Origin of the sequence: Nocardia vaccinii NBRC 15922 (assembly GCF_001613305.1) — a bacterium.
Classification (GTDB): domain Bacteria; phylum Actinomycetota; class Actinomycetes; order Mycobacteriales; family Mycobacteriaceae; genus Nocardia; species Nocardia vaccinii.
On sequence record NZ_BDCC01000012.1, the window covers coordinates 37,890 to 61,583 of the forward strand.

Consider the following 23,694-nt stretch of genomic DNA (forward strand, 5'->3'; position numbering starts at 1 on the left):
GGGCGGTTCAGCGCGGGCGCAACCCGTCCAGCAGCAGGCGAACGGTGAACCCCACCCGCTCCTCGAGCTGCGCGGCGCTGGGCGGGCGCCCCGCCACCACACTGCGCACCTGCCCGCCGACCACCATGCTCATGAAGGCGCGGGCGGCCTGGTCGGTATCGATCGGCGCGACGGCGCCATCCGCGATCGCGCGATCGAGCACACCGGCCACGAAGTCGATCACCGGCCCGGCGCTCACCTCGTAATTCGCCACGAAAATCTCCGGGAAACGGTAGCCTTCGGTATTGATGATCCGTTGCAGCCGTAAGCCGTTGGGCGTCATCACCTGAGCGATCCGCAGCCGCGCCACCGATTCGAGCGTGCCCGCGAGATCTCCTGCGTCCAAATCCTCGAGCGTCTCGCGCGGCACGACCTGGCGTTCGATCGCGCGATGCACCGCGGCCAGGAACAACGCAGACTTGTCCCGATAGCGGGCGTAGATGGTGCGCTTGGTCATATTCACCCGGGACGCGATCATCTCCACGGTGGTTAGCTCGAATCCGTTCTCCAGGAACAGATCCAGCGCCGTGTCGAGCAACTCCCGCTGGCGCGCCGCCGCCTGCTCACGGGTGGGCCGGCCGGCCCCGCGGCGCACGGGTGCGTCCTCGCTCATCCGGTCCTCCTCGCTCTCACCTCTTGCCGCCATTCTGCCGTCGAGTCATAATGAAACGCATGAGTCGCCATTATTGTCACCGGGCGGCGACAACGGAAAGGCCGCAATCGTGAGTTCCGCCGTCGAGAAATTGACCGCCCGGATCGCCGCACCCGACCGTTTCGCCCACTCCCACGCCGATCTGCTCGATACGCAGATCGAAGCGCTGCACGAGAGGTTCACCGATCGTCGCGACCGGATCAAGCTGCTGGGTCATCGGGCGCGCGAGGCCGGGATCGAACAGATCCGCACCCTCGCCGAAGCCGTTCCGCTACTGTTCCCGCATTCGGTGTACAAGAGCTATCCGGAAAGCTTTCTGAGCGAACAGAGGTGGGATCGGCTGGGCAAATGGCTCGGCACGGTCTCGCCGTATCCGATCACGCCGATCGACACTTCGGACATCGCCGGTATCGACGACTGGGTCGATCGCCTCGGCGCGGTGGGCCACTACGTCTCCTGCTCCAGCGGCACCACCGGAAAATCTGCGATGCTGCCGGCCTCCGAACGGGATATGGACTGGTCGCGCATCGATACGGTCAACGTCTTCGCCTGGGGCTCGGGTGTGCGACCGGCCCGGGACCGCCGCATGTTCGGCATCGCGGCCACCGCCGCGGTCCCGAAGAACCGGGTGATCGGCGAGGCGCAGCACGCGGCATTCGGCGACCCGGCCAAGGACCGGTTCGGCCTGCCCATCCCGCCGATCACCATCGGCTCACTGACCTCGATGGTGGTGCTGCGCAAGAAGATCGCCGACGGCACCGCCGCACCCGAGGAACTCGCGGCCTTCGAACGCACCTCCGCGCAACGGCAGCGGGCGCTGGACGAGGCGATGGACGTGGCCGCCGAGCGGCTGATCGAGCATCGCGCGGACAAGCTGTACGTCTCGGGTCAGTGGAACGCGCTGTACCAGGTGGCCGCGCGGGTGCGCGAGCGGGGCTACTCGGGCAAGGACTTCCATCCCGACAACTGCCTGTACGTCGGCGGTGGACTGAAACGGGCTCAGCTGCCCGCGGACTATCGGCAGTTCGTGCACGAAACCTTCGGCATCCCAGCGGAACACGATTTCCAGAACTACTCCATGCAGGAGCTCAACTCCGGAATGCCCAAGTGCCGCAGGGGCAATCGCTATCACATACCGCCCTGGGTCGTGCCCTTCGCGTTGGACGAGGCCGGCCAGGCGTTGCTGCCGCACGAATCCGGCCGGGTCCAGGGCCGCGCGGCGTTCTTCGACCTGTCCCTGGACGGACGCTGGGGCGGGGTGATCACCGGTGACCGGATCACCCTCGACTTCGAGCCGTGCGCCTGCGGATGCGCGGGCCCGAGCATCGCCGACGATATCGTCCGCTACGCCGATCTGGCCGGTCCCGACGGCGTGGACGACAAGATCGGCTGCGCCGGAACCGTCGACGCGTACGTGCGGGGGTTGTCGTGACCACACTGCCCGCCGAGTCCGCCGCACCCGAGAGCACCCTCGTCTCCGCTCCGTTCTTCCTGCGCGGCGCGGTCGTCGAGGGGGATGAGGTGATCCACCGATCGCGCGATCGCGGCACCGGATTCAGCACGCCCCGTATCGATCTCGACCGCACGGTGCATCCGCGCACCGAGGTTCCGCCGCTGCTGAACGTACCGCTCGCGGAGATCATCGAATTCCTGGTGGAAACCGGCGAGCGGATCCGCGACCCGCGAAATCCGTTCGTACAGGACTGCATCGACCGCATGGCCGCAACGCACGTCCTGCCGCGCCCGGTGCTGGCCGCGCAGGTCGCGGGCGCGGCCGGCTATCTGGACGAACGGCTGCTGTGGACCGTGGTCGAACAGAACTTCCCCGATCCCCGGGCGCTGGACGAGTGGATTCCCAAGCGGGACTTCACCGGTCGCAAGAGTTTCGTGCGCGCGTTCGCGCCTCGTCTGATCCACGTGCTGCCCGGCAACTCCCCCGGTGTCGCGGTCAAATCCATCGCCCAGGGCGCGATGGTCAAGGCCGTGAACCTGTTCAAGATGTCCTCCAGCGATCCGTTCACCACCGTCGCGATCCTGCGCACCATGGCCGATATCGATCCGGACCATCCCGTGGTGCGGTCCATGTCGGCGGTGTACTGGCGCGGCGGGGACGCGGCCGTGGAGCGGGCCCTGTACCGGCCGCAGTACTTCGACAAGATCGTGGCGTGGGGCGGCGGTGCGGCGATCGACAACGTCGTCAAGTATCTGGGTCCGGGATTCCAGCTGGTCTCCTTCGATCCGAAGACCTCGATATCGATGATCGGGCGCGAGGCGTTCGCCGACGAGCGCACCCTCGACGCGACCGCCGAGCTGGCCGCCTCGGACGTCATGGTGCTCAACCAGGAAGCCTGTGTGGCAAGCCGTTTCCTGTATCTGGAGGCGAATACCGCCGACGCCGACCGCTTCTGCGAACGGCTGTACACTCGGATCGTCGCCAAGGCCGCGGCCTCGGGCGACGCGCGCCCGCTGGAGCCGGACCTGCGTGAGCAGATCGACACCCTGTCGCTGCTGGACGACGACTATCGGGTGTGGGGCCGCACCGACGGCACCGGCGTGGTGGTGCGCTCGGCCGAACCGGTGGACTTCCATCCGATCGGCAAGACCGCCAACGTGGTTCGGGTCGATTCGCTCGACGATGCGATCCGCTGCGTCACCGTGGCCACCCAGACCGTCGGCTGCTATCCGTTCGATCGCATGTCCGGCTACCGCGACCGGCTCGCCAGCGCCGGGGCACAGCGCGTCGTCCGATTGGGCGAGGCGGGGCCGAGCACGATCGGCAATCCACACGACGCGATGTATCCGCTGCACCGCTTCGTGCACTGGATGGCCCACGAGGACGGGGTGGCGCCGGATTAGCCCGCCCCTCAACGAGGTTCGGGCCGCACCACGCGGATCGAGGGCGGCCGCGGCATCCAGGAGCGGCGGGGCAGCACGGCGACCACCCCCGCCAGCTTCGCCCGGCGCAGCGCCTGCCCGGCCGCGCCCAGGGCGGCGTACTGCCACGTCCAGCCGCAGCCGTGCGGAGCGAGAATGGTTGCGGTGCGGTGGAAGTCGACGTGCTCGCGGTACCCTTCGTCCAGCACGAAGCCGGTCAGCGCGATCGAGCCGGTCAGCAGCGGTTCGGGCATGCCGTCGCAGACCACGTGCACGGTTCCGGTGCGCCCGACGTGTCGTGCGGCCCATTCGAGGATGATCCGGCGCACCGACGGCCTGCCGGAGATCAGGGCGACCACCTCGGGCCCCGGTGCTGCGGTCATCTCAGGCTCCGGGCCCCTCCAGAAGGGTCACCGCCGACACGGCGGTCGGCCCACCGAGGTTGTGCGCCAACCCGATTCGCGCGCCCGCCACCTGATTGGCCGCCTCACCGCGCAACTGCTCGAACAGCTCGACGCACTGCGCCACACCGGTCGCCCCCGGGGGATGCCCCTTGGTCTTGAGTCCGCCGCTCGGATTCACCGGCAGCGTGCCGCCCACGCTGGTCGCGCCGGTCTCCAGCAGTTTGTACCCCTCGAAGCGTTCGGCGAAGCCGAGGTCCTCGTAACTGATCAGCTCGATACCGGTGAAGAAGTCGTGCACCTCGGCGACGTCCACGTCACTCGGGGACAGACCGGCCATGGTGAATGCCGCCCGGGCCGCGCGCACCGTCGCGGGGAACGTCGTCATATCGCGCTTGTGCTGATGCATCACCGAATCCAGCCCGAGCCCGACGCCCCGGATCCACACCGGACGGGAGGTATAGCGGTCCACCACGTCCTCGGCGGCCAACAGCAGCGCGGCGGCCCCGTCGCTCTGCGGTGCGCAGTCGTACACCCCGAACGGACCGGCCACCATCGGCGCCTCCAGCACCTGCTGCATGGTGATCTCGAACCGCAGGCGCGCCTTGGGATTGCATACGCCGTGCCGGTGGTTCTTCACCGCCACCATGGCCAGATGCTCACGGGTGGCGGGTGATTCGTGCAGATAGCGCGAGACGTGCAGGGCGAATCCGGCGGGCGCGATCAGGCCGAGCGGATAATCCCACGCCATATCGCGGGCCATCGCCTCCCACTCCCAGAGCATGTCCTTCTGCGCGGTCTCGCGCAGTTTGTCCGCGCCGACCACCAGGGCCACGTCGCACGCTCCCGAGGCGATGCCGAACAGGGCGTTGCGCACGGCGTCGTTACCTGTGGCACAGGAGTTCTCGACGCGGGTCACCGGCAGATCGGGCATACCGAGCGCGTCGGCGAGGATGCCCGCCGAGAAGCCGTCGGTATTGCCCATCGCACCGAACCAGGCGGCCTGCACATCGGCCTTGGCCATCCCCCGGTCCACTCCGCCGAGACATTCGGCGAAGGCCATCGGCACCAGATCCTTGATGCCCAGGGCGAAATGCTCGGCGAACGGGGTCATCCCCGCGCCGACGATGGCCACCCGTCTCATGGCTCTGCTTCCTCTCCGACGTGACCGGGGGCCTGCGTGGTTACGCTCCGCTGCCGCTGTATTCGATGGCGGCGCTCCCGGGTCGCTACGTGGTTACGCAGGCTGCCGCCTCCGCTCCTGCCGATCGCACCGCGGCCCTGACCGTTCACGTCGCAGCCTCCGGGTCGAATGCGTAGCCGTAGTCGGGCACGCCGGATCGAACTGCCACCCGCCGCAGCACCATTCGTCCGCGGTCGCCGATCGCCACCGTCCCGGGATCGGTGCCGGTGACCTTCGCCAGCGCCCGCACGCCGACGTCGTCGAGTTCCACGATGACCAGGGTGTAGGGCGTGGGCAGGCCCGGAACCGGAACCGCGACGGTGCATTCGGTATAGACGGTGCCGGTGCGCGGTAGCGGCACGAGGGTGTACTCGGTGCTCAGCGTGCCGTCCTCGCCGATCCGATAGCGCGGCGGGAAGTCCAGTTCCGCACTGCCGGAATGCTTTCCGGCCTCCCAGCGCACCTTCGCCTCGAACGCGCGTTCGTAGGCCGCCAGCGAGATGGGAATCTCCGAGCCGGGCACCAGATCGCTGGGCGGCAGATCCCGTGCCGCCGGTTCGCGGCGGTGTACCGCGGCCTGCCCGCCGACGACCGTCAGCCCGGACAGTCCGGCCTGTTCCACGCCGACCAGCAAACCCGTTGTGCCCCAATCGACCATGGCCGCCAGCGCGAACAGGCTCGCACTCGCACCGAGGGTCGGCAGCGAGGGCGGGATCGAGCGGCACAGGTCCGCGGCCTGTTTGTCACCGACGCCGGCCACCGCGGCGGGGGTGTCCAGCCAGGCCGCGGCCAGGGAGGCCACCAGACCGCGCTCGTGCAGCAGCCGCGGATCGCCGTAGTCGTGCACCGTGCCGATCGCATTGCGGGTGCGCACCGGCAGACTCCGCGCCACCCGGGCGGCGATGCGGATCTGCAGGCCGTGATCGGAGACCAGTACCGCCGCCGCACCGGCCGGATCCAGATCCACCCCGATGATCAGCGTGCGCGCACGCGCGGAGCTGAGTGCGTCGAGGGTGGCGGGCGCACCGCCGAGCCGCTCGATCACCTCCAGTTCCGGATCCAGGCCCAGCCCCGCCAGCAGCACCGCGGCATTACTGCTGCCGACCAGCGGCAGATCCCGGCTGACCACCACGACCCGTTCCACCGGGCCGGCGTCGTACAGCGCCGCGCGCCCGGCCTCCACGGCGAGGGTGACCGCGTCCTCGTCCGATCCGGGCACCCGGTACCGCGGCGCGCCCCAGCACGGCAGGTACGTTCCCAGCGATGCGATGAACGGCATTGGTACTCCAGCGAATTACGTGACCGCGCCCGCGGATTTGAGCGCGATGATGCGGTCCCAGTCCAGGCCGAGATCCTGCAGCACCTCGTCGGTCTGCGCGGCGAACTCCGGGCCTGGCCGCAGCTCCGGCGGGGTCAGGTCGAATTGCACCGGACTCGAAACCAGTTGCAGCTCACCGGCTTCGCGGATGTACTCGTTGGCCCGCACCTGCGGATCGGCGAGCACTTGCAGCGCATCCTGCACCGGCGCCCACGGGCCGGACAGGGTGCCGAACCGCTCGGTCCACTCCGCGAGGGTCCGCGTGCCGATGACCTCGCGCAGAATTTCCACCGCCGCAGCGGTATTGGCCGCGATCGACGCCGCGTCCGCGAACCGCGGATCCTCGGCCAACTCGGGCCGGTCGATGTGGCGGCACACGTCGGCCCAGAATTTGCCCGGCTGCAGCATCACCAGCGACAGATACCGGCCGTCCTTGGTGGCGTACAGCCCCGAGAGCGGATTCGACGGTGAGCCGTGCGCCCCGGTCGGCCCGGCCTGCAGCGGTTCGCCCACGTACGACGACAGCGCGATGGTGTGGCCCATCGACCACAGGCCGCTGCTGAGCAGCGAAACGTCCACCACCGAGGTCTCCCCCGTGCGCTCGCGCTTGAACAGCGCCGCGGCGATGCCGCCGGCCAGGTTGGTGCCCGAGATGGTATCCCCGAACGCCGGGCCGGGCGGACCGATCAGCCCGGTCACATCGGGCGGGGTGATGGTCGCGGCGACACTGCCGCGGCACCAGTAGGCGGTCATGTCGTAGCCGCCCTTGTCCGCCTCCGCACCGCGCGGGCCCAGACCGCTGCCGCGGGCGTAGACGATGTCCGGATTCACCGCGCGGATATCGTCCACATCGATGCCGAACTTGCGCCGGTGCTGCGGCAGGAAACTGGTCAGGAACACATCGGCGGTCTCGGCCAGCTCGTGGATCAGCTCTCGCCCCTCCGGAACCGACATGTCCACCCCGATGCTGCGCTTACCCCGATTGGCATGCTCCACATTGGGATTCGGGTCGCCTTCGACCTTGAACGTCCCGATCTGCCGCAGTCCGCGCTGCGGATCGCCGGTGACCGCGTGCTCCACCTTGATCACGTCCGCGCCCCAGTCGGACAGCACCGCACCCGCCGAGGGCACGAAGCCGTACATCGCGACCTCGAGGACCCGGATGCCGGCCAGCGGCCCGGTCCCACTCATGACGCCGCCGCGTAGGTCTTGATCTCCAGGAACTCCTCCATACCCGCAACTCCCATCTCGCGGCCGATGCCGGACTGCTTGTACCCGCCGAAGGGCGCGTCGGCGCCGAAGTAATTGCCGCCGTTGATACTCATGGTTCCGGTGCGAATACGGCGCGCCACCGCGATCGCACGGTCTTCGTCGGCGCTGAACACGCCGCCGGACAGGCCGTAGATCGAGTTGTTGGCGATGCGCACCGCATCGTCGTCGTCCTCGTACGGGATCACCGCGAGGACCGGCCCGAAGACCTCCTCCTGGGCGATCTCACTGTCCGGATCCACCCCGGCCAGCAGGGTGGGCTTGTAGAAGTAGCCCGGATCGACCTTCTCGCCGCCGGTGACCAGCTTCGCCCCGGCAGCCACCGCGCGCTGCACCAGACCGTCGACCTTCTCCCGCTGACGCTCGCTGATCAGCGGTCCCATATAGGTCTGCGGATCGGCCGGGTCGCCGTACTTGACCATGCCCAGGAAGTTGGCCACCTGCTCCACGACCGCGTCGTGGTCCTTGCGCGGGACCAGCAGCCGCGAGGTGAGCGCACAACCCTGACCCGCGTGGCTGACGATGCTGAACGCCGCGAACATCGCGCTGGTGTTGTAGTCCGCGTCGTCCAGCAGGACCATCGCCGATTTGCCGCCGAGCTCGAGGAAGACCCGCTTGAGCGAGCTCGCGGCGGCGGCCATGATCTTGCGCCCGACGGGTGTCGAACCGGTGAAGGTGACCACATCCACGTCCGGGTGCGTGGTCATCCGCTCGCCAACCGAAACATCCGAGGAGGCAAGCACATTCACCACGCCAGCGGGAATGTCGGTGTGCTGGGCGATGATCTCGCCCAGGGCGAGGGTGGCCAGCGGAGTGTCGGGACCGCCCTTGAGCACGACGGTGCATCCGGCCGCGAGCGCGGGCGAGAGTTTGGCCAGCGCGAGCTGATGCGGGTAGTTGTAGGCCGCGATGGCCGAGACGACGCCCGCGGCCTCCTTCTCCACCCAGCGCCGATGCGGGCGGCCACGGAACTCGATGGCGCCCAGGTCCTCGCTGAAGGAGTACTTCGGCAGCAGATCCGCGTAGTACCGGACGATCTCGAACGGGATCTCCAGCTGATTGCCCTGGGTGAGCTGACGGGTCGCGCCGACCTCGGCGATGGTCAGTTCACGCAGTTCCTCCACGTTGTCCCGCAACGCCTTGTACAGCTGATCGAGGCAGCGCGCCCGGAACGCGGCGTCGGTGGTCCAGGTCGTGGTGTCGAACGCGCGCCGGGCCGCGGCCACGGCCGCATCGGTCTCGGCGACACCGGCCTCGGGCGCGTACCCGTACACCTGCCCCGTCGCGGGGTTGAGCGAGGCGAGCGTGCGCTCGGTCTCGACCAGACGCCCGTCGATGAGCAGCCGTCGTGTGACACCCGCCTCCTGCTGTTGCCCTGACATCGCGTCTCCTAGCTGCGCGTGAAAATTACATTCTCTTTAATGGAGAATGATACATTCTTCCCCAGCGGACCGTAACAGCAATCGGCGACTCGGCAAACACCTCAGCCCGGAACGCCCCGCCACCACTCGGTTTCGCCACCGCGGAAACCTTGCGCACCCGTTCAGCGCGAGAGTACCGTTCTCAGCATTCGGAAGGGAGATTCTTTCGTGAAAACCGCCGTAGTCACCGGCGGCGCGTCCGGTATCGGTCTCGGTATCGCCGAGCGCCTGCGCGCCGACGGCCTGCACGTCGCCACCCTCGACCTGAACCCCGCCCCCGACGACGATTTCGCCTATCAGGCCGATGTCACCGACCCGGAACAGATCGGCGCGGCCCTGACCGACGTCCGCGCGAAACTGGGCCCGGTGACCGTGCTGGTGAACGCGGCCGGCGTGGAGAAGTACCGGCGGTTCCAGAACCTCGACTTCGAGGAATGGAAGAAGATCATCGACGTCAACCTGCACGGGGTCTTCCACACCGTGCAGGCCGTGCTGCCGGACATGATGTCCGCGAACTGGGGTCGGGTGGTGAACATCTCCTCCTCGAGCACCCACTCCGGCCAGCCGTTCATGTCGGCCTACGTCGCCGCCAAATCGGGTCTCAACGGCCTGACCAAATCCCTTGCGCTGGAGCTGGGTCCGTACGGGATCACGGTCAACGCCGTCCCGCCGGGCTTCATCGACACCCCCATGCTGCGCCGCTCGGAGGAGAAGCGACTGCTGGGCGGCACCATCGAGGAGCACATCCAACGCACCCCCGTACGCCGCGTCGGCAAGCCCGCCGACATCGCCGCGGCCTGTTCGTTCCTGATCTCCGAGGACGCCGGGTACATCACCGGGCAGATTCTCGGTGTCAACGGCGGCCGCAACACCTGATCTCGCGCGCCGCCGGTGGCCGTCTCGAGTGGTACGACTACCACGTTCGAAGGGAAGAAATATCGTGAAGGTTCATGTCGACTCCGATCGCTGCCAGGGCCACACCCTCTGCTCGATGATCGCCCCGAAGATGTTCGAACTCAGTGAGATCGACGGTCACTCCTCGCCCATCAGCGAGGACGTGCCGGCCGATCAGGAGGAGAACGTGCGCGAGGCCGTGCGCTCGTGCCCCGAGCGCGCGATCGCGATCACCGAGTAGGGAACCGCGTCATGAGCGTGGAGAACGTCACCGACGCCGAGCGCAGGCGGCCGGTCTTTCATTTCGACCGGCACACCCCGCGGTACCGCGAGCAGTTCACCGCGATCACCGAGCAGATGCAGGACGGCTGCCCGATCGCCTGGACCGAGACCTACGGCGGGCACTGGGTCGCCGCGGGCAACCGGGAGGTCTTCGAACTGGCCCGCTGCCCGTACACCTCCAACGATCACGACCCGGAGGGAATTCGCCGCGGCTACAAGGGAATCACCATCCCCACGCCCGAACGCGGGGCAGCCCGGCGTTCGGGAATCTTGGAGATGGACCCGCCCGAGCAGAAGGAACTGCGCGCCGCACTCAACCCGTATCTGTCCCCCGCGGCCGTGCAGCGCTGGATTCCGTTGGCGGACGAGGTGATTCGCGCCAGTATCGATGAGAAGATCGAATCCGGACGGATCGATTTCGTCGACGAGCTGGCCAATATCGTTCCCGCGGTGCTCACCCTGGCGATGATGGGCATCCCGCTGGACAACTGGACCATCTACAACGAACCGGCGCACGCCTCGGTCTACACCCCGCCCGATTCCCCGGACAACGCACGGGTCGGCGAGATGAACCAGGCCATGGGCATGGACCTGCTCACCAATTACCTGGAGATCAAACGCAATCCGCGCCCCGGCCTGATCGACGCGGTGGCCCGGTCCACCCTGTCCGGCGAGCCGATCTCCGATATGGACGCCATCGGCATGCTCGCGCTGATCATCGGCGGCGGTTTCGACACCACCACCGCGCTCACCGCGCACGCGCTGGAATGGCTGTCCGAACATCCCGATCAACGCGAATTACTCAGCCGCGAACGGGATCTCATGCTCGACTCGGCGACCGAGGAATTCCTGCGCTACTTCACCCCCGCCCCCGGCGACGGCCGCACCATCGCCGAGGACTGCGAGGTCGCCGGTACTCGATTCGTCGAGGGCGAACGACTGTGGCTGTCCTGGGCGATGGCCAACCGCGACCCACGGGTGTTCGACAATCCGAACGAGATCGATCTCGAACGCCGGGGCAACCGGCACTACAGCTTCGGCCTCGGCGTGCACCGCTGCATCGGATCGAATATGGCGCGCATGGTGTTCAAGCGGATGCTGCTGGCCGTCCTGGACCGGATGCCGGACTTCCGCTGCGATCCCGAAGGCACGGTGCACTACGACACCATCGGCGTCATCCAGGGCATGCGACATCTGCCCGCGAGTTTCACCCCGGGTGAGCGCCTGGGCGCGGGACTCGACGAGACTTTGGTCGCGCTGCAGCGCATCTGCGACGAACAGCGCTTGGCCGAACCGGTCACGGCCCGCAAAGACATCTGATCCGGCCCGGCGGAAATCGGATCCGGCACAGCACGGCGAGGTAAGGAGGCGATATGGCCGAAGAATCGGGACGACCGCTACCGTTGCTCACTCTGGAGAACGAATTCTTCTGGACCTCCGGGGAAGACGGCAATCTGCGGATACAGGAGTGCGAATCCTGTGCGGCACTGATTCATCCGCCGCAGCCGATCTGCCGGTACTGCCGCGGCCGCGAGCTCGGCGTGCGCGTGGTGTCGGGTTTCGGCACGCTCGCGAGCTTCACCGTCAACGAGCGGTTCAGCCTGCCGGGTATGCCCGCGCCGTACGTCATCGCGCAGGTCGCGCTCGAGGACGATCCGCGAGTTCGCCTGACCACCAACATCATCGACGCCGATCCGGAGTCGCTGGTGCTGGGCATGCGGGTCGAGGTCACCTTCCTCCCCGACGGCGACGTGTGGCTGCCGGTGTTCCGGCCGGTGACGCCCCGGCCCGCGCCCGCGCCACTGCCGCCGGACGAGATCGATCCGGCGCGATTCGGCGAATTCGTGCGGCCGATGGTCCGCACCGAGAAGTTCGAGGACCGGGTCGCGCTCACCGGAATCGGGATGTCGCAGATCGGGCGGCGGCTCATGCGCCCGCCGCTGGAACTGACCGTCGACGCCTGCGAGCAGGCGGTCGCCGATGCGGGACTGACCATGGCCGATATCGACGGCCTGTCGACCTATCCCGGCGGCGGCAATCTCGGCGGGTTCGCCGAGGGCGGGGTCACCGCCCTCGAAGCGGCCCTCGGTCTGCGGCCCACCTGGCACAACGGCGGAATCGAGACGTTCGGGCCCGGCGGTTCGGTGATCGCGGCGATGCTCGCGGTCGCCGGTGGCCTGGCCCGGCACGTGCTGTGCTTCCGCACCGTGTGGGAGGCGACGTTCAACGAACGCATGCGCGCGGGCAAGGCGCCCGCGCCCGGCGGCGGGCGCACGACGAGCTGGCTGATGCCCTTCGGCGCGTCCTCGGCGGCGCATACCCTCGCGCAGAACGCGCAGCGGCACTTCCACCGCTATGGGACCACGCGCGAGACGCTCGGCTGGATCGCGCTGAATCAACGGGCCAACGCGGAGTTGAATCCCAGTGCGGTGTACCGGGATCCGATGACGATGGAGGATTATCTCGGCGCGCGGACCATCACCACCCCGTTCGGCCTGTACGACTGCGATGTGCCGTGCGACGGCGCGGTCGCGGTCATCGTCTCCGCGGTCGAGGCCGCGCGCGATCTGGCCGTCCCGCCGGTACTGGTGGAGGCGGTGGGCACCCAGATCATCGAGCGCATCGACTGGGATCAGAGCACGCTGACCCACGAACCGCAGTCGCTCGGGCCCGCGGCGCATCTGTGGAGCCGGACCTCGTTGCGTCCCAGCGACGTCGACGTGGCCGAACTGTACGACGGGTTCAGCTTCAACTGCCTGTCCTGGATCGAGGCGCTGGGCTTCTGCGGTATCGGCGAGGCCAAGGATTTCCTGGACGGCGGCAAGAACATCGCCCGCGACGGGCTGCTGCCGCTGAACACGCACGGCGGCCAGCTCTCACACGGCCGAACGCACGGTATGGGCCTGCTACACGAGGCTATCCTGCAGTTGCGCGACGAGGGTGGTGCCCGGCAGGTCACCGACGCCCACGTCGCGGTCGTCTCCAGCGGCGGCCTGACCCCGGGCGGGGCGCTGCTGCTGCGCAGCGACACCTGATCGGCCGAATGCTATCGCAAGGAGTTGTCATGAACGTGACCGATGTCGCGTTGTTGCTGGTGCGAGTCGTGCTGGGCGGCACCATGATCGCGCACGGAGTCAACCACTGGGTGGGCGGCGGCAAGATCGCCGGCACCGCCGGGTGGTTCGGCGGCCTCGGTCTGCGTCAGCCGGTGCTGCAGGCCTGGCTGAGCGTGCTGACCGAGATCGCGGCGGGGGTACTGCTGGTGTTCGGCCTGCTCACCTCGTTCGCGGCCGCGGCGGTGATCTCGGTGATGTTGGTCGCCGGACTGCTCGCCCATCGCAACAACGGATTCTTCGTCTTCAAGGAGGGCTACGAGTACGTGCTGGTGCTGGGCGTGGTGGCGCTCGCACTGGGCATTCTCGGGCCGGGATGGCTGTCGGTGGATCATGCGGCCGGTATCGAGATCACCGGCTGGGCCGGCGGGGGTATCGCCCTGATTCTCGGCGCGGTCGCGACCGGCGGGCTGCTGGCCACGTTCTACCGGCCCCAGCCCGCGGCCGAGGCCGCAACGCAAAACTAGTTTTCGGCAACACTTTTCGACATGGAGGACAGCGAATGCGGGTCGGATTCATCGGATTGGGCAGTCAGGGCGGCCCGATGGCCCGCCGGATCGTCGAGGAGGGGTACCAGACGACCCTCTGGGCGCGCCGACCCGCATCGCTGGAGCCGTACGCCGACACCGCCGCCGAGACTGCGGCCACCCCGGCGGAGCTGGCCGCGGCCAGTGATCTGGTGTGCCTGTGCGTGGTCGGCGACGACGACGTGCGCCAGGTGCTCACGGGCGAGCAGGGCGTGCTGGCCGGAATGCAGTCCGGCGGCATCGTCGCCATCCACAGCACCATCCATCCCGACACCTGCCGGGAGCTGGCCGAAAAGGCTGCCGCCCAGGGTATCTCACTGATCGACGCGCCCGTCAGCGGCGGCGGTATGGCCGCGGAGGCGCGGCGGCTGCTGGTGATGGTCGGTGGTGCGGACGATGCGGTCGAGCGGGCCCGCCCGGTCTTCGCGACCTACGCCGACCCGATCGTGCACCTGGGCGGCGTCGGCTCGGGGCAGACCACCAAACTGCTGAACAACCTGCTGTTCACCGCGAATCTGGCCACCGCCAAGAGCACCCTCGACCTCGGTCTCGCGCTCGGGGTGGACGCGGACCGCCTGGGTGAGGTGATCACGCACGGCACCGCGAACAGCTTCGCACTCGGCCGGATCACCGGCGGCGGGACGCTCGAGCGGCTGGCCGCGCATGCGGCCGGTCTGCTGCGCAAGGACGTGGGACTCATCGCGGGCCTGGCCTCGGGTGCGAACACCGAGCCCGGGATCGTCCTCACCGCGGCCGACGCGACACTCGCGATGATGCAGAGCCCACGCTGATTGCCCACGCTGAATTCGATTGCCGGACAGGGATACACGTGATGCGAATCGGATTCGTCGGGGCGGGCCGGATGGGGCAGCCGATGGTCCGGCGGTTGGTGGCGGCCGGGTACGAGGTGCACGCGCTGGGCCGCAGCGCCGATACCCGCCGGGCCCTGGCCGATCTGGGCGCGCACCCGGCGTCCTTCGCCGCGGCCACCGGAACACATGCGGACGCGGTGATCGTCTGCGTATTCACCGATGAGCAGGTGCGGGCGGTCTGCCTGGACACGCCGCTGCTCGAGACCATGCCGCCCGGTTCGGTCCTGGCCGTGCACACCACCGGCAGCCCGAAGACCGTGGAAGCCATTGCCGCAGTGGCCGATTCGCATGATATCGACGTGCTCGACGTCCCGGTCAGCGGCGGCCCGCACGATATCGAGGCCGGACAGCTCACTTTGTTCGGCGGCGGAAACCCAGCGGCGCTCGAGCGCATCCGGCCCGCGCTGGCGGCCTACGGGGATCCGATCCTGCACCTCGGGCCGCTGGGTTCGGGGCAGCGGGTCAAGCTGATCAACAATGTGCTGTTCGCCGCGCAGATCGGCCTGGTGGCCGAATCCATCCGGCTCGCAACACAACTCGGCGTCGAGGAGTCCGCGCTGCTGTCGGCGCTGCCGCACGCCAGCAGCGCGGGGCGCGCGCTGGGCAGCGTCGCGGCCAAGGGATCGGTCGCGGCGTTCGCCGAATCGGTCGGCGAATTCCTGCGCAAGGATGTGTCGGTGGCCCGCGACCTCGCCGCCGAGCTGAACGCTGACCTCGGCCCGCTCGCCACGGCCATCGACGCCGCGGACTACCGGAATCCCGGCGATTAACCGCGCCACCTGCGGCCGCCGCGCGTCCGTGTTGAACGAATTGCGCTGGGCTGGCTCATCCCGGAGGTCTCACCGCGCCCAGGGCATCCCGGCCCCAGGCCGTGTTGACGCCGATCTGCACCGAAGTGCCCCGAAACGGCTTGCACGGTGCGGAATCCAGGCATCGGACCCTGCCCTCGACGATGCGGGCGGACGTCATCCAGGCCGAGGCCAGTCGATGCCATCGAGACGACCACGGCCGGAACAGGTAGTGAATCGCCACCTGGGACACAGGTTCTATCGCCGCCCCGTTCGATGCGAACGTCGCACCGGACAGCCCGGCCGACAACGGATCACGGCCTGGGTCAACCTCTGTGGCTCGCCTCTCGCGACATGCATTCCGCACGGATGCGGCGGGCCAGGTCGGCGGCCTGGTCACGGTCCAGGGTCGGCGGGAGGGTGAGCGACAGGCGGGTGAGCAGGCCGGCGAAGCGGTCGACGATGCGCGAGGGCAGCTCGTGCGGTGGGGCGATGATCGCGAAGGCGTCGAGCATCTCGTCGGTGATCAGGGGTGCCATCTCGGCCCAGCGGCCCGCCTTGGACAGGACGGTCAGGCGCTCGCGGGTCTCCGCCCAGTCATGGAGTTCGAAGATGCCGCGGTAGGCGGGCGTCGAGGCGTAGAACGCGATGCGTTGCCGGACTGTGGGTATCGTCGCGGCGATCTGCGCCGCGCTGCCGGTGATGACGAAAGGCGTTGCGACCATGTCGAATCCGTCCATGGTCGCACCGGCGCGCGCCCGACCCTCGCGCAGTGCGGGTAGGGTGCGTTCGCGCAGCCAGCGGGCGGTGGTGAAACCGTGGCACAGGAAGCCGTCGGCGACCTCACCGGCGACCCGGGTCATCGCCTCACCCACTCCGGCCAGCAGGACCCGCGGCGGCCCGAAATCATGGCGCGGCGGAACGAAATCCGGCGGCATGAGGGTGTGCCGATAGAACTCTCCGTCGAAGGCCAGTGGTGTGCCCTCGTGCCAGCAGGACCAGATCGCCCGCAGTGCCAGCACGTACTCGCGCAGCTGTGCGGCGGGCCGTCCCCACGGCATCGCGAACCGCCGCACGATATGCGCCCGCACCTGCGAACCGAGTCCGAGGACGAGCCGACCGCGCGAATGCCGCTGTAGATCGTCGGCGGTGTAGGCCAGCGTCATGGGCGAGCGGGCGAAGGCCACCGCGATCGAGGTGCCGAGGCTGATCCGTTCGGTGGCCTCGGCGGCGACGGCGAGCGCCAGAAAGGGATCCTGATTCATCTCCCCGGCCCAGAGTCCGTCGAATTCGTCGGCCTCGAGTTCGGCCGCGCGTGCGAAGGCCACCCCGAGGCCCGCGATGGTGGCGTCGACCTTCATCACGAAACACCCCGGCGCCCAGGGTAATCGGCGGCAGTGAGCACATCCGGTGGGTGCACCCGCGCGAGTGCGGCCCATCTGGTTCGCGATGCACTGCCGATCAACATCTCACCTCCGAAAAACGCGGGGATCGCAGGCCACACGACCGCTCCGACCGCCCTGGGAAACTATATTCTCCTATTATAAGAACAACATATTCGCTACCGCATCGCAATCGATATGAGCAGGTGCGCCGGCAACCCACACAGTTCGGAGGTGCCCCATGACCGACGCCGAGATCCTGGTATGTGTCGAGACCGCGGATCGCGTCGCGACCCTCACACTGAACCGCCCCGCCGCGCGCAACGCCCTGAGCCGCGCTCTGATGGACGCGCTGTGGGATGCGGTCGCCGCGGCCGGGGCCGATCCCGGCATCGACGTCGTCGTGCTGACCGGCGCGGACCCCGTCTTCTGCGCCGGGGTGGACCTCACCGAGGCCGCGAGCGGAATCGCGCCGCCCCTGCGCGCACCCGGTGCTGGGCCCGGACGAGATGCCAACGGCCTGTTCCGATTTCTGCCGCCGATCGGCAAACCCGTCATCGGCGCGATCAACGGCGCGGCCGTCACCGGCGGCCTCGAAGTGGCCCTGCAGTGCACCTTCCTGATCGCCTCCGACCGCGCCCGTTTCGCCGACACCCACGCCCGCCTGGGCGTCATGCCCGGCGGCGGAGCCACGGTTCTGCTCGCCGCGACGGTCGGCCCACGCAAGGCCATCGAACTGTCCCTCACCGGAAACTTCCTCACCGCCGAGGAAGCCCTGCGCCTGGGCCTGGTGAACCACGTAGTGCCACATCGGGAGTTGCTCCCCTTCGCGCAGCGGCTCGCCGCCGACATCGCGGGCAACGACTCCCGCGCGGTCCGGCAGCTGCTGGCCCACTACAACGGCGTCGCCGACACCGCCACCCTCACCGAGGCGCATCTGCTGGAGGGCATCCTCGCCGAGACCTGGCGGCCGGGCACGAGCGATATCGCCGCCCGGCGAGCGGCGGTCGTCGCGCGCGGGCGCAGTCAGGTCCATGCGGAGCCTTAGCGCACCAGGCTGTCGTGGCCTTCCCAATACCGCCGGCGCAGTTGACGTTTGTACAGCTTCCCGCTGGGGTCGCGAGGTAGTTCGGTGACGAAATCGACCGTGCGGGGGCATTTGTAGGCGGCCAGTTCCGCACGACAGTGAGCGATCAGCTCGGCGGCCAGGGCAGGGTCGGCGGCAGAGGGTTCCACCAGTTGCACAACCGCTTTCACCGATTCGCCCATCTCCTCGTCGGGCACGCCGATCACGGCGACGTCGGCGACCGCGGGATGTGCGGCCAGAATGTTCTCGGCCTCCTGCGGGTAGATGTTCACCCCGCCGGAGATGATCATGTGCGCCTGCCGGTCGGTCAGGTACAGATAGCCGTCCTCGTCGAGGTAGCCCATATCCCCGAGAGTGCGCCAGCCCTTCTCGTGCGTGACCGACGCCGTCTTGGCCTCGTCGTGGTGATATTCGAACTGGCGGCCACCGGCGAAATAGACCACCCCGACCTGTCCGGTGGGCAGTTCGGCGCCGTCCTCGCCGACGATGTGACATTCCTGCGCGGGCCTGCCCACCGAGCCGGGATGCGCCAGCCACTCCGGGGCGGAGATGTAGGTGTTCCCCACATCCTCTGTGCCCGAATAATATTCGCTGATGATCGGTCCCCACCAATCCAGCATCTGCCGCTTGACCGGCACCGGGCAGGGCGCGGCCGAATGCACCGCGTCCACCAGACTGGAGACGTCGTAGCCCTCCCGCTCCGCGCGCGGCAGCCGCAACATTCGCACGAACATCGTCGGCACCAGCTGGGTATGGGTCACCCGATACCGCTGGACCAGTTCGAGATACAGCCGCGGATCGAACCGTTCCATCACGATCACCATCGCGCCCATCCGCTGCCAGGACATCGAGAAGACCAGCGGTGCACCGTGATACAGCGGCGCGGGCGAAAGGTACACCGCATCCTCGCGGGCGCCGCTGACCAGCAGACCCCGGGCGATCTGCACCGGTGGAGCAGCGGGATCGCCCAATGGCGTCGCCGGGAGCGGTTTGCGAATTCCCTTGGGCCGACCCGTCGTTCCCGAGGAGTAGAGCATCTCCCGGCCCTCGCACTCCTCGGACCCCAGCGGTTCGCCCGAGGACCCGGCCAGCATCTCCGGGTAATCCTCGAACCCCTCGATCCGGCCGGTCGCGCAGATCCGGATCGGTACCCGGGACAGATCCAGGCCCGAAACCACCTCGGCGAGCGATTCACTCGTGATCAGCGCGGCGGCGCCGCAGTCGTCCAGGATGTACTGCACCTCACCGGCGGTCAGATGCCGGTTGACCGCGGTGTAGTACAGCCCCGAACGCTGTGCCGCCCAGGCGATCTCGAGAAATTGCCGGTTGTTCTCCAGCAGGATCGCGATATGGTCGCCGACCTTCGGCCCACGTGTGCGCAGCGCCCGGGCGAACCGGATCGAGCGGTCCTCGAGTTGCGCGTACGTCACCACCTCGCCGCTGGCGGCCAGCACGATCGCGGGCCGGTCCGGCGTCCGCTCGGCATGCCACCCGGGCGTCAACGGCGCCGCACCGGGCGGCCGAACCTGCTCGGCCGCACCGGAATCGGACGACGTACCGGTTTCGCGCATCGCACGCTCCCTCCGATCGAAATCAGCTCAGTTCACGACGATGGCCTGTTCCGGACACGCCTGCGCAGCCTCCCGCACGGCGTTCTCGAACTCCGGAGCCACATCCGGGCCCGCCTCGGCGTACCCGTCGTCGCTGAGCTCGAACACCTCCGGGCAGATACCCAGGCAGATGCCGTGGCCACGGCAGCGGTCCGCGTCGATCGAAACCTTCATCACGCCTCACTCTCGGCAATGTCGAATTCCAGGTGCAGTTCGGTCAGACCGCGCAGCACGAACGTCGGCACGTAACTGTATGTGCGAGCCTCGGCGGGCCCGTGGAATCGCTCATCGATGCGAATATCGGTGGTGCGATCCAGCAATCGTTCGATGGCCACCCGCGATTCGGCGCGCGCCAGCGGCGCACCCGGGCAGGTGTGGATGCCGCGCCCGAACGAAATGTGCTGGCGCGCATTCGAACGCTCCGGGTCGAAGGTCGACGGATCGGAGAACTTGCGCGGGTCCCGGTTCGCTCCGCCGTTGACGATCATCAGCGTGGTCCCGGCGGGCAGATCGATCCCGCCCACGGTCACCGGCACCTTCGAGAGCCGGAAATCACCCTTCACCGGACTCTCGGTGCGCAGCACCTCCTCGATGAAATTGCCGATCCGCGAACGATCCTCCCGCAGCAACCGCTGCACCTCGGGCCGCTCGGCGATCAACTTCAACGCCGAGCTGAGCAGCCGGACCGTGGTCTCCTGTCCGGCGGAGAACAGGTTCGCCGCCACCGCGACCACATCGCGCACCGACGGTTCGGTGCCGTCGGCGAACGGCGCGGCGGCCATGCTGGACAACACATCTCCGCGTGGTTCGCGACGCCGGTCCTCGATATAGGCGGAGAACTTCTCGTACAGGAATTCGATCGGGTTGTCCTGCATGGCATCACCCTTGGTGCTGCCGACGGCACTGCCCGCCTTGCGATGTGGATCGCGCTGGAGCGTGTAGAGGAACTCCTCCTGATCGTCCGGCGGGACGCCCAGCAGATCGGCGATCGTGTACAGGGTGAACGGCCCAGCGAAATCGCGGATGAAGCAGGCCGAGTCGGCGACGAGATACTCGTCCAACATCCGATCGGCGATCGCCCACATCGCCTGCTCGTTCTCCTTGAGGCGCTTGGGCGTGATCAGCCGCATCAGCAGGCCGCGATGCTGGGTGTGCACCGGCGGGTCCAGGGTCGGCAGCTGATCGCTGAAGGGCAGCGCGTCACGGTGCTGCTCGATCAGCTCGCTGATGTCGTCGCCCTCGAGCGGGACCGGAAGTCCCGGGAACGGCCCGGTCACCGAGGTGCACGAGGAGAACTTCTCCGGGTCATTGAGCACCTCAAGCGCCTCGTCGTAGCCGGTCACCATGTAAACACCGTGGTGGTTCTCCTTGGTGACGGGGCATTGTGCCCGCAGGGCGTCGAAGTATGGATACGGGTTCTCGAGGAGCTCACGCCCCATGAAAAAGTCCGTCGACGTGACGTCGTTCACCACTGCTGACTCCCTTCGGCCGGCCGCGAGTGCACCGTCCATCCGACACATGAGAATGCTACTCTCATTAACTGATGATCTGATTCTCACATCGGTTTGCGAGACCGTCAAATGAGGATCGCTACGAAGTGGAGGACGGTAACCATGACTGCGGAACCGACCAGCGATCAGCTGCTGTTCCAGACCACCACCCGCGAGTTCCTCGACCGCACCGCCCCCATTTCGGTGATTCGCGAACTCGCCGATACCGCAACGGGATTCGACCGCGATTGGTGGCGGCAAGGCGCGGAGCTGGGCTGGACGGCCATGCTGGTTCCGGAGAGTCTGGGCGGCGGCTCGGTCTCCGGGCGGCCGGTGACCGAACTGGCCCTGGTTGCCGGTGCGTTCGGCCATGCCTGCGCGCCGGGACCGCTGATCCCCACCAGCGCCGCGCTGTCCGGACTGGTGGCCGCGGGCGACCGATTCACCGAGGTCATCGAGGGAATCCTCGCGGGTGATCTGATCGCGGCGTGGGCACTGTACGAACCGCGGCACGGACTCGAACTGGCTCCGGGGCAGACCCGCGCCGAACCCGACGGCGACGGTTATCGGCTCACCGGCTGCAAGGATCGCGTCGAGGCCGGGGACGTCGCCGACGTCCTGCTGGTCACCGCGCACGGCCCGGACGGGCCGATCCAGCTACTCGTGCCCACCGACAGTCCGGGCGTCACCGTCACCCCGACGTGGACGCTGGACCTCGTCCGGCGCACCGCCCGGGTGGAGTTCGACAACGTCGCCCTCGGTTCGGACGCGGTCGTGCAGAACGGTGAAAGCGCTTCGGCCGCAGTGCGATCCCAGCTGCACATCGCCGCCGTGCTGACCGCCGCGGAGTCGACCGCGGCCACCCGGCGCGCCTTCGACGCCACCGTGGAGTGGATGTTCGACCGCTACACCTTCGGCCGGCCGCTGGCCTCCTATCAGGCCCTCAAGCACCGCATGGCCGACAACAAGACCTGGCTGGAGGCGTGCGAGGCAACCTCGCGCGCCGCCGCGGCGGCCATCGACGACAGCCCGTCCACCGCTGCGGAACTCGTCAGCGTCGCGAAGGCGTACGTGAGCGGGAAAGCGCCGGTCATCGTGCAGGACTGCGTGCAGATCCACGGCGGCATCGGCGTCACCTGGGAACACGATCTGCACCTGTTCCTGCGGCGGGTCACCCTCGGCCGCGCGCTGTACGGCACCCCCGAGGAACACCACCGCCGCATCACCGACCTACTCGTCCGGAGCGCCGCATGACCACCGCACCCGAATCCACCGAACTCGAACCCGTCGACGCCTTCCGCGACCGGGCCCGGCGCTGGCTGAAGGAGAACCTCCCGCCCGCCTCGCAGTCCCGCCTCGGCGTTCCCGACGACGAGAGCTGGGGCCGAGCCCGCCGATTGCAGCGCATCCTGTCCGAGGGCGGCTTCGCGGGCATCTGCTTCCCGAAAGCCTATGGCGGACAGGGTCTCACGCCCGCCCATCAACGCGCGTTCACCGAGGAATCGCTCGGCTACGAGATGCCGCTCGAACTGAACGTGCCCACCCTGGCCATCTGCGCCGCCACCCTCGCCGAACTCGGCACCGAGGAGCAGAAACGCACGCACCTGACCGCTGTGCTGAAGGGCGAGGAGATTCTGGCGCAATTCTTGTCCGAACCCAAGGGCGGATCGGATCTGGCCGGCCTGACCACCCGCGCCGACCGCGACGGGGACGAATGGGTCCTCAACGGCTCCAAGATCTGGAGTTCGGGCGCGTACGGCGCGGACTATGGGCTGTGCCTGGCCCGTACCGACTGGGACGTGCCCAAACACAACGGCCTCACGATGTTTCTGGTCCCGGTGCACGCGCCCGGGGTGATCATTCAGCGGATCAAGCAGGTCACCGGGTCCACCGAGTTCTGCCAGGAATTCTTCGACGATGTGCGACTGCCCGCCGACGCCGTGGTCGGCGAGGTCGGCGGCGGCTGGGCGGCGACCTCGCGGCTGCTGGTGCACGAGCGCGCGGCGATGGGCGGAACCTCGCCGTACACCAGCGGCCGCCGCCCCCACCTCGGCGGCGATGCGAACGTCCTGGTCGATCTGGCCCGCGACACCGGCCGTCTGGACGATCCGAAAGTGCGCGAGGACATCGGCGCGGCGCGGATGATGAACGTGGTCCGCAATCAGCTGATCGACCATGTCACCCAGGCCATCTCCAGCGGCGCGATGCCACCGGCCGCCGGCTCCGTCGTCCGGTTGTTCGGTGCCGAAACAACGTGGCAGCAAACCGATTCCGCGATGACGATCGCGGGTTCGGCGGCGGTGACCGGGGATGCCGACGGGCCGGGAATCGCACGGATCGGCCTGGACTACCTGTTCCGCAATGCCTGGAGCCTGGCCGGCGGCAGCACCGAAATGGCGCGCAACATCATCAGCGAACGGGTGCTGGGCATGCCCCGCGAGTACGCCGCGGACCGCGGCGTGCCGTTCAATCAGGTCAAACGAGGACGTTGA

At 68.2% G+C, this 23,694-nt stretch carries 22 protein-coding genes; 12 read left to right on the plus strand and 10 right to left on the minus strand.

From position 1 onward, the window contains the following. Positions 1–7: 7 nt before the first annotated feature. Positions 8–652, minus strand: coding sequence for a TetR/AcrR family transcriptional regulator (locus NV1_RS08750; RefSeq protein ID WP_067888744.1), 645 nt, complete (start codon positions 650–652; stop codon positions 8–10). A gap of 109 nt (positions 653–761) precedes the next feature. Between NV1_RS08750 and NV1_RS43355 the strand changes: the two genes are divergently transcribed. Together NV1_RS43355 and NV1_RS08760 are read left to right on the plus strand one after the other, a co-directional pair. Beyond that, positions 762–2,123, plus strand: a complete 1,362-nt coding sequence (locus NV1_RS43355; protein ID WP_067888748.1) for a hypothetical protein — start codon at positions 762–764, stop codon at positions 2,121–2,123. Further along, positions 2,120–3,547 (plus strand): acyl-CoA reductase, encoded by a 1,428-nt coding sequence (locus NV1_RS08760; protein ID WP_067887709.1) that lies wholly within the window; start codon positions 2,120–2,122, stop codon positions 3,545–3,547. Before NV1_RS43355 ends, NV1_RS08760 begins: the two co-directional genes overlap by 4 nt. A gap of 8 nt (positions 3,548–3,555) precedes the next feature. On the opposite strand, the gene NV1_RS08765 is transcribed toward NV1_RS08760, so the two are convergent. From NV1_RS08765 to NV1_RS08785, 5 genes are all read right to left on the minus strand, one after another. Then, on the minus strand, positions 3,556–3,948 hold the full coding sequence (locus NV1_RS08765; RefSeq protein ID WP_067887712.1) for a hypothetical protein: 393 nt from the start codon (positions 3,946–3,948) through the stop codon (positions 3,556–3,558). 1 nt (position 3,949) lies between these two features. After that, complete coding sequence (locus NV1_RS08770; RefSeq protein WP_067887715.1) at positions 3,950–5,110, minus strand: thiolase C-terminal domain-containing protein; 1,161 nt, start codon at positions 5,108–5,110, stop codon at positions 3,950–3,952. A gap of 145 nt (positions 5,111–5,255) precedes the next feature. Next, positions 5,256–6,428: an OB-fold domain-containing protein gene (locus NV1_RS08775; RefSeq protein WP_067887718.1), complete on the minus strand. Its 1,173-nt coding sequence runs from the start codon at positions 6,426–6,428 to the stop codon at positions 5,256–5,258. Positions 6,429–6,443: 15 nt separating this feature from the next. Beyond that, positions 6,444–7,658: a CaiB/BaiF CoA transferase family protein gene (locus NV1_RS08780; RefSeq protein ID WP_067887721.1), complete on the minus strand. Its 1,215-nt coding sequence runs from the start codon at positions 7,656–7,658 to the stop codon at positions 6,444–6,446. Further along, a complete protein-coding gene (locus NV1_RS08785) occupies positions 7,655–9,118 on the minus strand; it encodes an aldehyde dehydrogenase family protein (RefSeq protein WP_067887724.1) in 1,464 nt (487 codons plus the stop codon). Before NV1_RS08785 ends, NV1_RS08780 begins: the two co-directional genes overlap by 4 nt. A 207-nt stretch (positions 9,119–9,325) precedes the next feature. Here NV1_RS08785 and NV1_RS08790 point away from each other — a divergent pair, with 207 nt between their 5' ends. The 7 genes from NV1_RS08790 (at position 9,326) to NV1_RS08820 (ending at position 15,615) form a co-directional block, all read left to right on the plus strand. Next, positions 9,326–10,033, plus strand: a complete 708-nt coding sequence (locus tag NV1_RS08790) for an SDR family NAD(P)-dependent oxidoreductase (protein WP_067887727.1) — start codon at positions 9,326–9,328, stop codon at positions 10,031–10,033. Between the two features lie 64 nt (positions 10,034–10,097). Further along, positions 10,098–10,292: a ferredoxin gene (locus tag NV1_RS08795; RefSeq protein WP_067887730.1), complete on the plus strand. Its 195-nt coding sequence runs from the start codon at positions 10,098–10,100 to the stop codon at positions 10,290–10,292. Between the two features lie 11 nt (positions 10,293–10,303). Continuing rightward, positions 10,304–11,653, plus strand: coding sequence for a cytochrome P450 (locus NV1_RS08800; protein ID WP_067887735.1), 1,350 nt, complete (start codon positions 10,304–10,306; stop codon positions 11,651–11,653). Positions 11,654–11,706: 53 nt separating this feature from the next. Next, on the plus strand, positions 11,707–13,368 hold the full coding sequence (locus tag NV1_RS08805; RefSeq protein WP_067887737.1) for a thiolase C-terminal domain-containing protein: 1,662 nt from the start codon (positions 11,707–11,709) through the stop codon (positions 13,366–13,368). 29 nt (positions 13,369–13,397) lie between these two features. Next, positions 13,398–13,913 (plus strand): DoxX family protein, encoded by a 516-nt coding sequence (locus tag NV1_RS08810; protein ID WP_067887739.1) that lies wholly within the window; start codon positions 13,398–13,400, stop codon positions 13,911–13,913. Positions 13,914–13,948: 35 nt separating this feature from the next. Then, positions 13,949–14,764 carry an NAD(P)-dependent oxidoreductase gene (locus tag NV1_RS08815; RefSeq protein ID WP_067887741.1) on the plus strand — a complete coding sequence of 272 codons (816 nt, stop codon included), beginning with the start codon at positions 13,949–13,951 and terminating at the stop codon, positions 14,762–14,764. Positions 14,765–14,805: 41 nt separating this feature from the next. Then, positions 14,806–15,615 (plus strand): NAD(P)-dependent oxidoreductase, encoded by an 810-nt coding sequence (locus tag NV1_RS08820; RefSeq protein ID WP_067887743.1) that lies wholly within the window; start codon positions 14,806–14,808, stop codon positions 15,613–15,615. Between the two features lie 344 nt (positions 15,616–15,959). Here NV1_RS08820 and NV1_RS08830 read toward each other — a convergent pair whose 3' ends face one another. Beyond that, positions 15,960–16,994, minus strand: coding sequence for a TIGR03617 family F420-dependent LLM class oxidoreductase (locus NV1_RS08830; RefSeq protein WP_067887748.1), 1,035 nt, complete (start codon positions 16,992–16,994; stop codon positions 15,960–15,962). Positions 16,995–17,256: 262 nt separating this feature from the next. On the opposite strand from NV1_RS08830, the gene NV1_RS08835 reads away from it, so the two are divergent. Beyond that, the gene (locus NV1_RS08835) at positions 17,257–18,063 is read left to right on the plus strand and encodes an enoyl-CoA hydratase (protein ID WP_067887751.1); all 807 of its coding nucleotides are present in this window, start codon (positions 17,257–17,259) and stop codon (positions 18,061–18,063) included. Here NV1_RS08835 and NV1_RS08840 read toward each other — a convergent pair. The 3 genes from NV1_RS08840 to NV1_RS08850 are packed head-to-tail and all read right to left on the minus strand — an operon-like array spanning position 18,060 to position 21,184. Then, positions 18,060–19,673, minus strand: coding sequence for an acyl-CoA synthetase (locus NV1_RS08840; protein WP_084525203.1), 1,614 nt, complete (start codon positions 19,671–19,673; stop codon positions 18,060–18,062). The two genes, NV1_RS08835 and NV1_RS08840, sit on opposite strands and share 4 nt — an antisense overlap. A 27-nt stretch (positions 19,674–19,700) precedes the next feature. Continuing rightward, positions 19,701–19,886: a ferredoxin gene (locus NV1_RS08845; RefSeq protein ID WP_067887754.1), complete on the minus strand. Its 186-nt coding sequence runs from the start codon at positions 19,884–19,886 to the stop codon at positions 19,701–19,703. After that, positions 19,886–21,184, minus strand: a complete 1,299-nt coding sequence (locus NV1_RS08850) for a cytochrome P450 (protein ID WP_218026941.1) — start codon at positions 21,182–21,184, stop codon at positions 19,886–19,888. The genes NV1_RS08845 and NV1_RS08850 overlap by 1 nt, the downstream gene beginning before the upstream one ends. 141 nt (positions 21,185–21,325) lie before the next feature. Here NV1_RS08850 and NV1_RS08855 point away from each other — a divergent pair, with 141 nt between their 5' ends. Continuing rightward, the gene (locus tag NV1_RS08855; protein ID WP_067887757.1) at positions 21,326–22,456 is read left to right on the plus strand and encodes an acyl-CoA dehydrogenase family protein; all 1,131 of its coding nucleotides are present in this window, start codon (positions 21,326–21,328) and stop codon (positions 22,454–22,456) included. Next, positions 22,453–23,694, plus strand: coding sequence for an acyl-CoA dehydrogenase family protein (locus NV1_RS08860; RefSeq protein ID WP_067887760.1), 1,242 nt, complete (start codon positions 22,453–22,455; stop codon positions 23,692–23,694). The genes NV1_RS08855 and NV1_RS08860 overlap by 4 nt, the downstream gene beginning before the upstream one ends.

Bases quoted from the DNA above. Each gene is read 5' to 3' on its own strand.
- NV1_RS08785 (WP_067887724.1), bottom strand. From the start codon at position 9,118: ATGTCAGGGCAACAGCAGGAGGCGGGTGTCACACGACGGCTGCTCATC.
- NV1_RS08830 (WP_067887748.1), bottom strand. From the start codon at position 16,994: ATGAAGGTCGACGCCACCATCGCGGGCCTCGGGGTGGCCTTCGCACGC.
- NV1_RS08775 (WP_067887718.1), bottom strand. From the start codon at position 6,428: ATGCCGTTCATCGCATCGCTGGGAACGTACCTGCCGTGCTGGGGCGCG.
- NV1_RS08855 (WP_067887757.1), top strand. From the start codon at position 21,326: ATGACTGCGGAACCGACCAGCGATCAGCTGCTGTTCCAGACCACCACC.
- NV1_RS08810 (WP_067887739.1), top strand. From the start codon at position 13,398: ATGAACGTGACCGATGTCGCGTTGTTGCTGGTGCGAGTCGTGCTGGGC.
- NV1_RS08770 (WP_067887715.1), bottom strand. From the start codon at position 5,110: ATGAGACGGGTGGCCATCGTCGGCGCGGGGATGACCCCGTTCGCCGAG.
- NV1_RS08845 (WP_067887754.1), bottom strand. From the start codon at position 19,886: ATGAAGGTTTCGATCGACGCGGACCGCTGCCGTGGCCACGGCATCTGC.
- NV1_RS08815 (WP_067887741.1), top strand. From the start codon at position 13,949: ATGCGGGTCGGATTCATCGGATTGGGCAGTCAGGGCGGCCCGATGGCC.
- NV1_RS08750 (WP_067888744.1), bottom strand. From the start codon at position 652: ATGAGCGAGGACGCACCCGTGCGCCGCGGGGCCGGCCGGCCCACCCGT.
- NV1_RS08840 (WP_084525203.1), bottom strand. From the start codon at position 19,673: ATGCGCGAAACCGGTACGTCGTCCGATTCCGGTGCGGCCGAGCAGGTT.
- NV1_RS08860 (WP_067887760.1), top strand. From the start codon at position 22,453: ATGACCACCGCACCCGAATCCACCGAACTCGAACCCGTCGACGCCTTC.
- NV1_RS08820 (WP_067887743.1), top strand. From the start codon at position 14,806: ATGCGAATCGGATTCGTCGGGGCGGGCCGGATGGGGCAGCCGATGGTC.
- NV1_RS08835 (WP_067887751.1), top strand. From the start codon at position 17,257: ATGACCGACGCCGAGATCCTGGTATGTGTCGAGACCGCGGATCGCGTC.
- NV1_RS08805 (WP_067887737.1), top strand. From the start codon at position 11,707: ATGGCCGAAGAATCGGGACGACCGCTACCGTTGCTCACTCTGGAGAAC.
- NV1_RS08800 (WP_067887735.1), top strand. From the start codon at position 10,304: ATGAGCGTGGAGAACGTCACCGACGCCGAGCGCAGGCGGCCGGTCTTT.
- NV1_RS08765 (WP_067887712.1), bottom strand. From the start codon at position 3,948: ATGACCGCAGCACCGGGGCCCGAGGTGGTCGCCCTGATCTCCGGCAGG.
- NV1_RS08780 (WP_067887721.1), bottom strand. From the start codon at position 7,658: ATGAGTGGGACCGGGCCGCTGGCCGGCATCCGGGTCCTCGAGGTCGCG.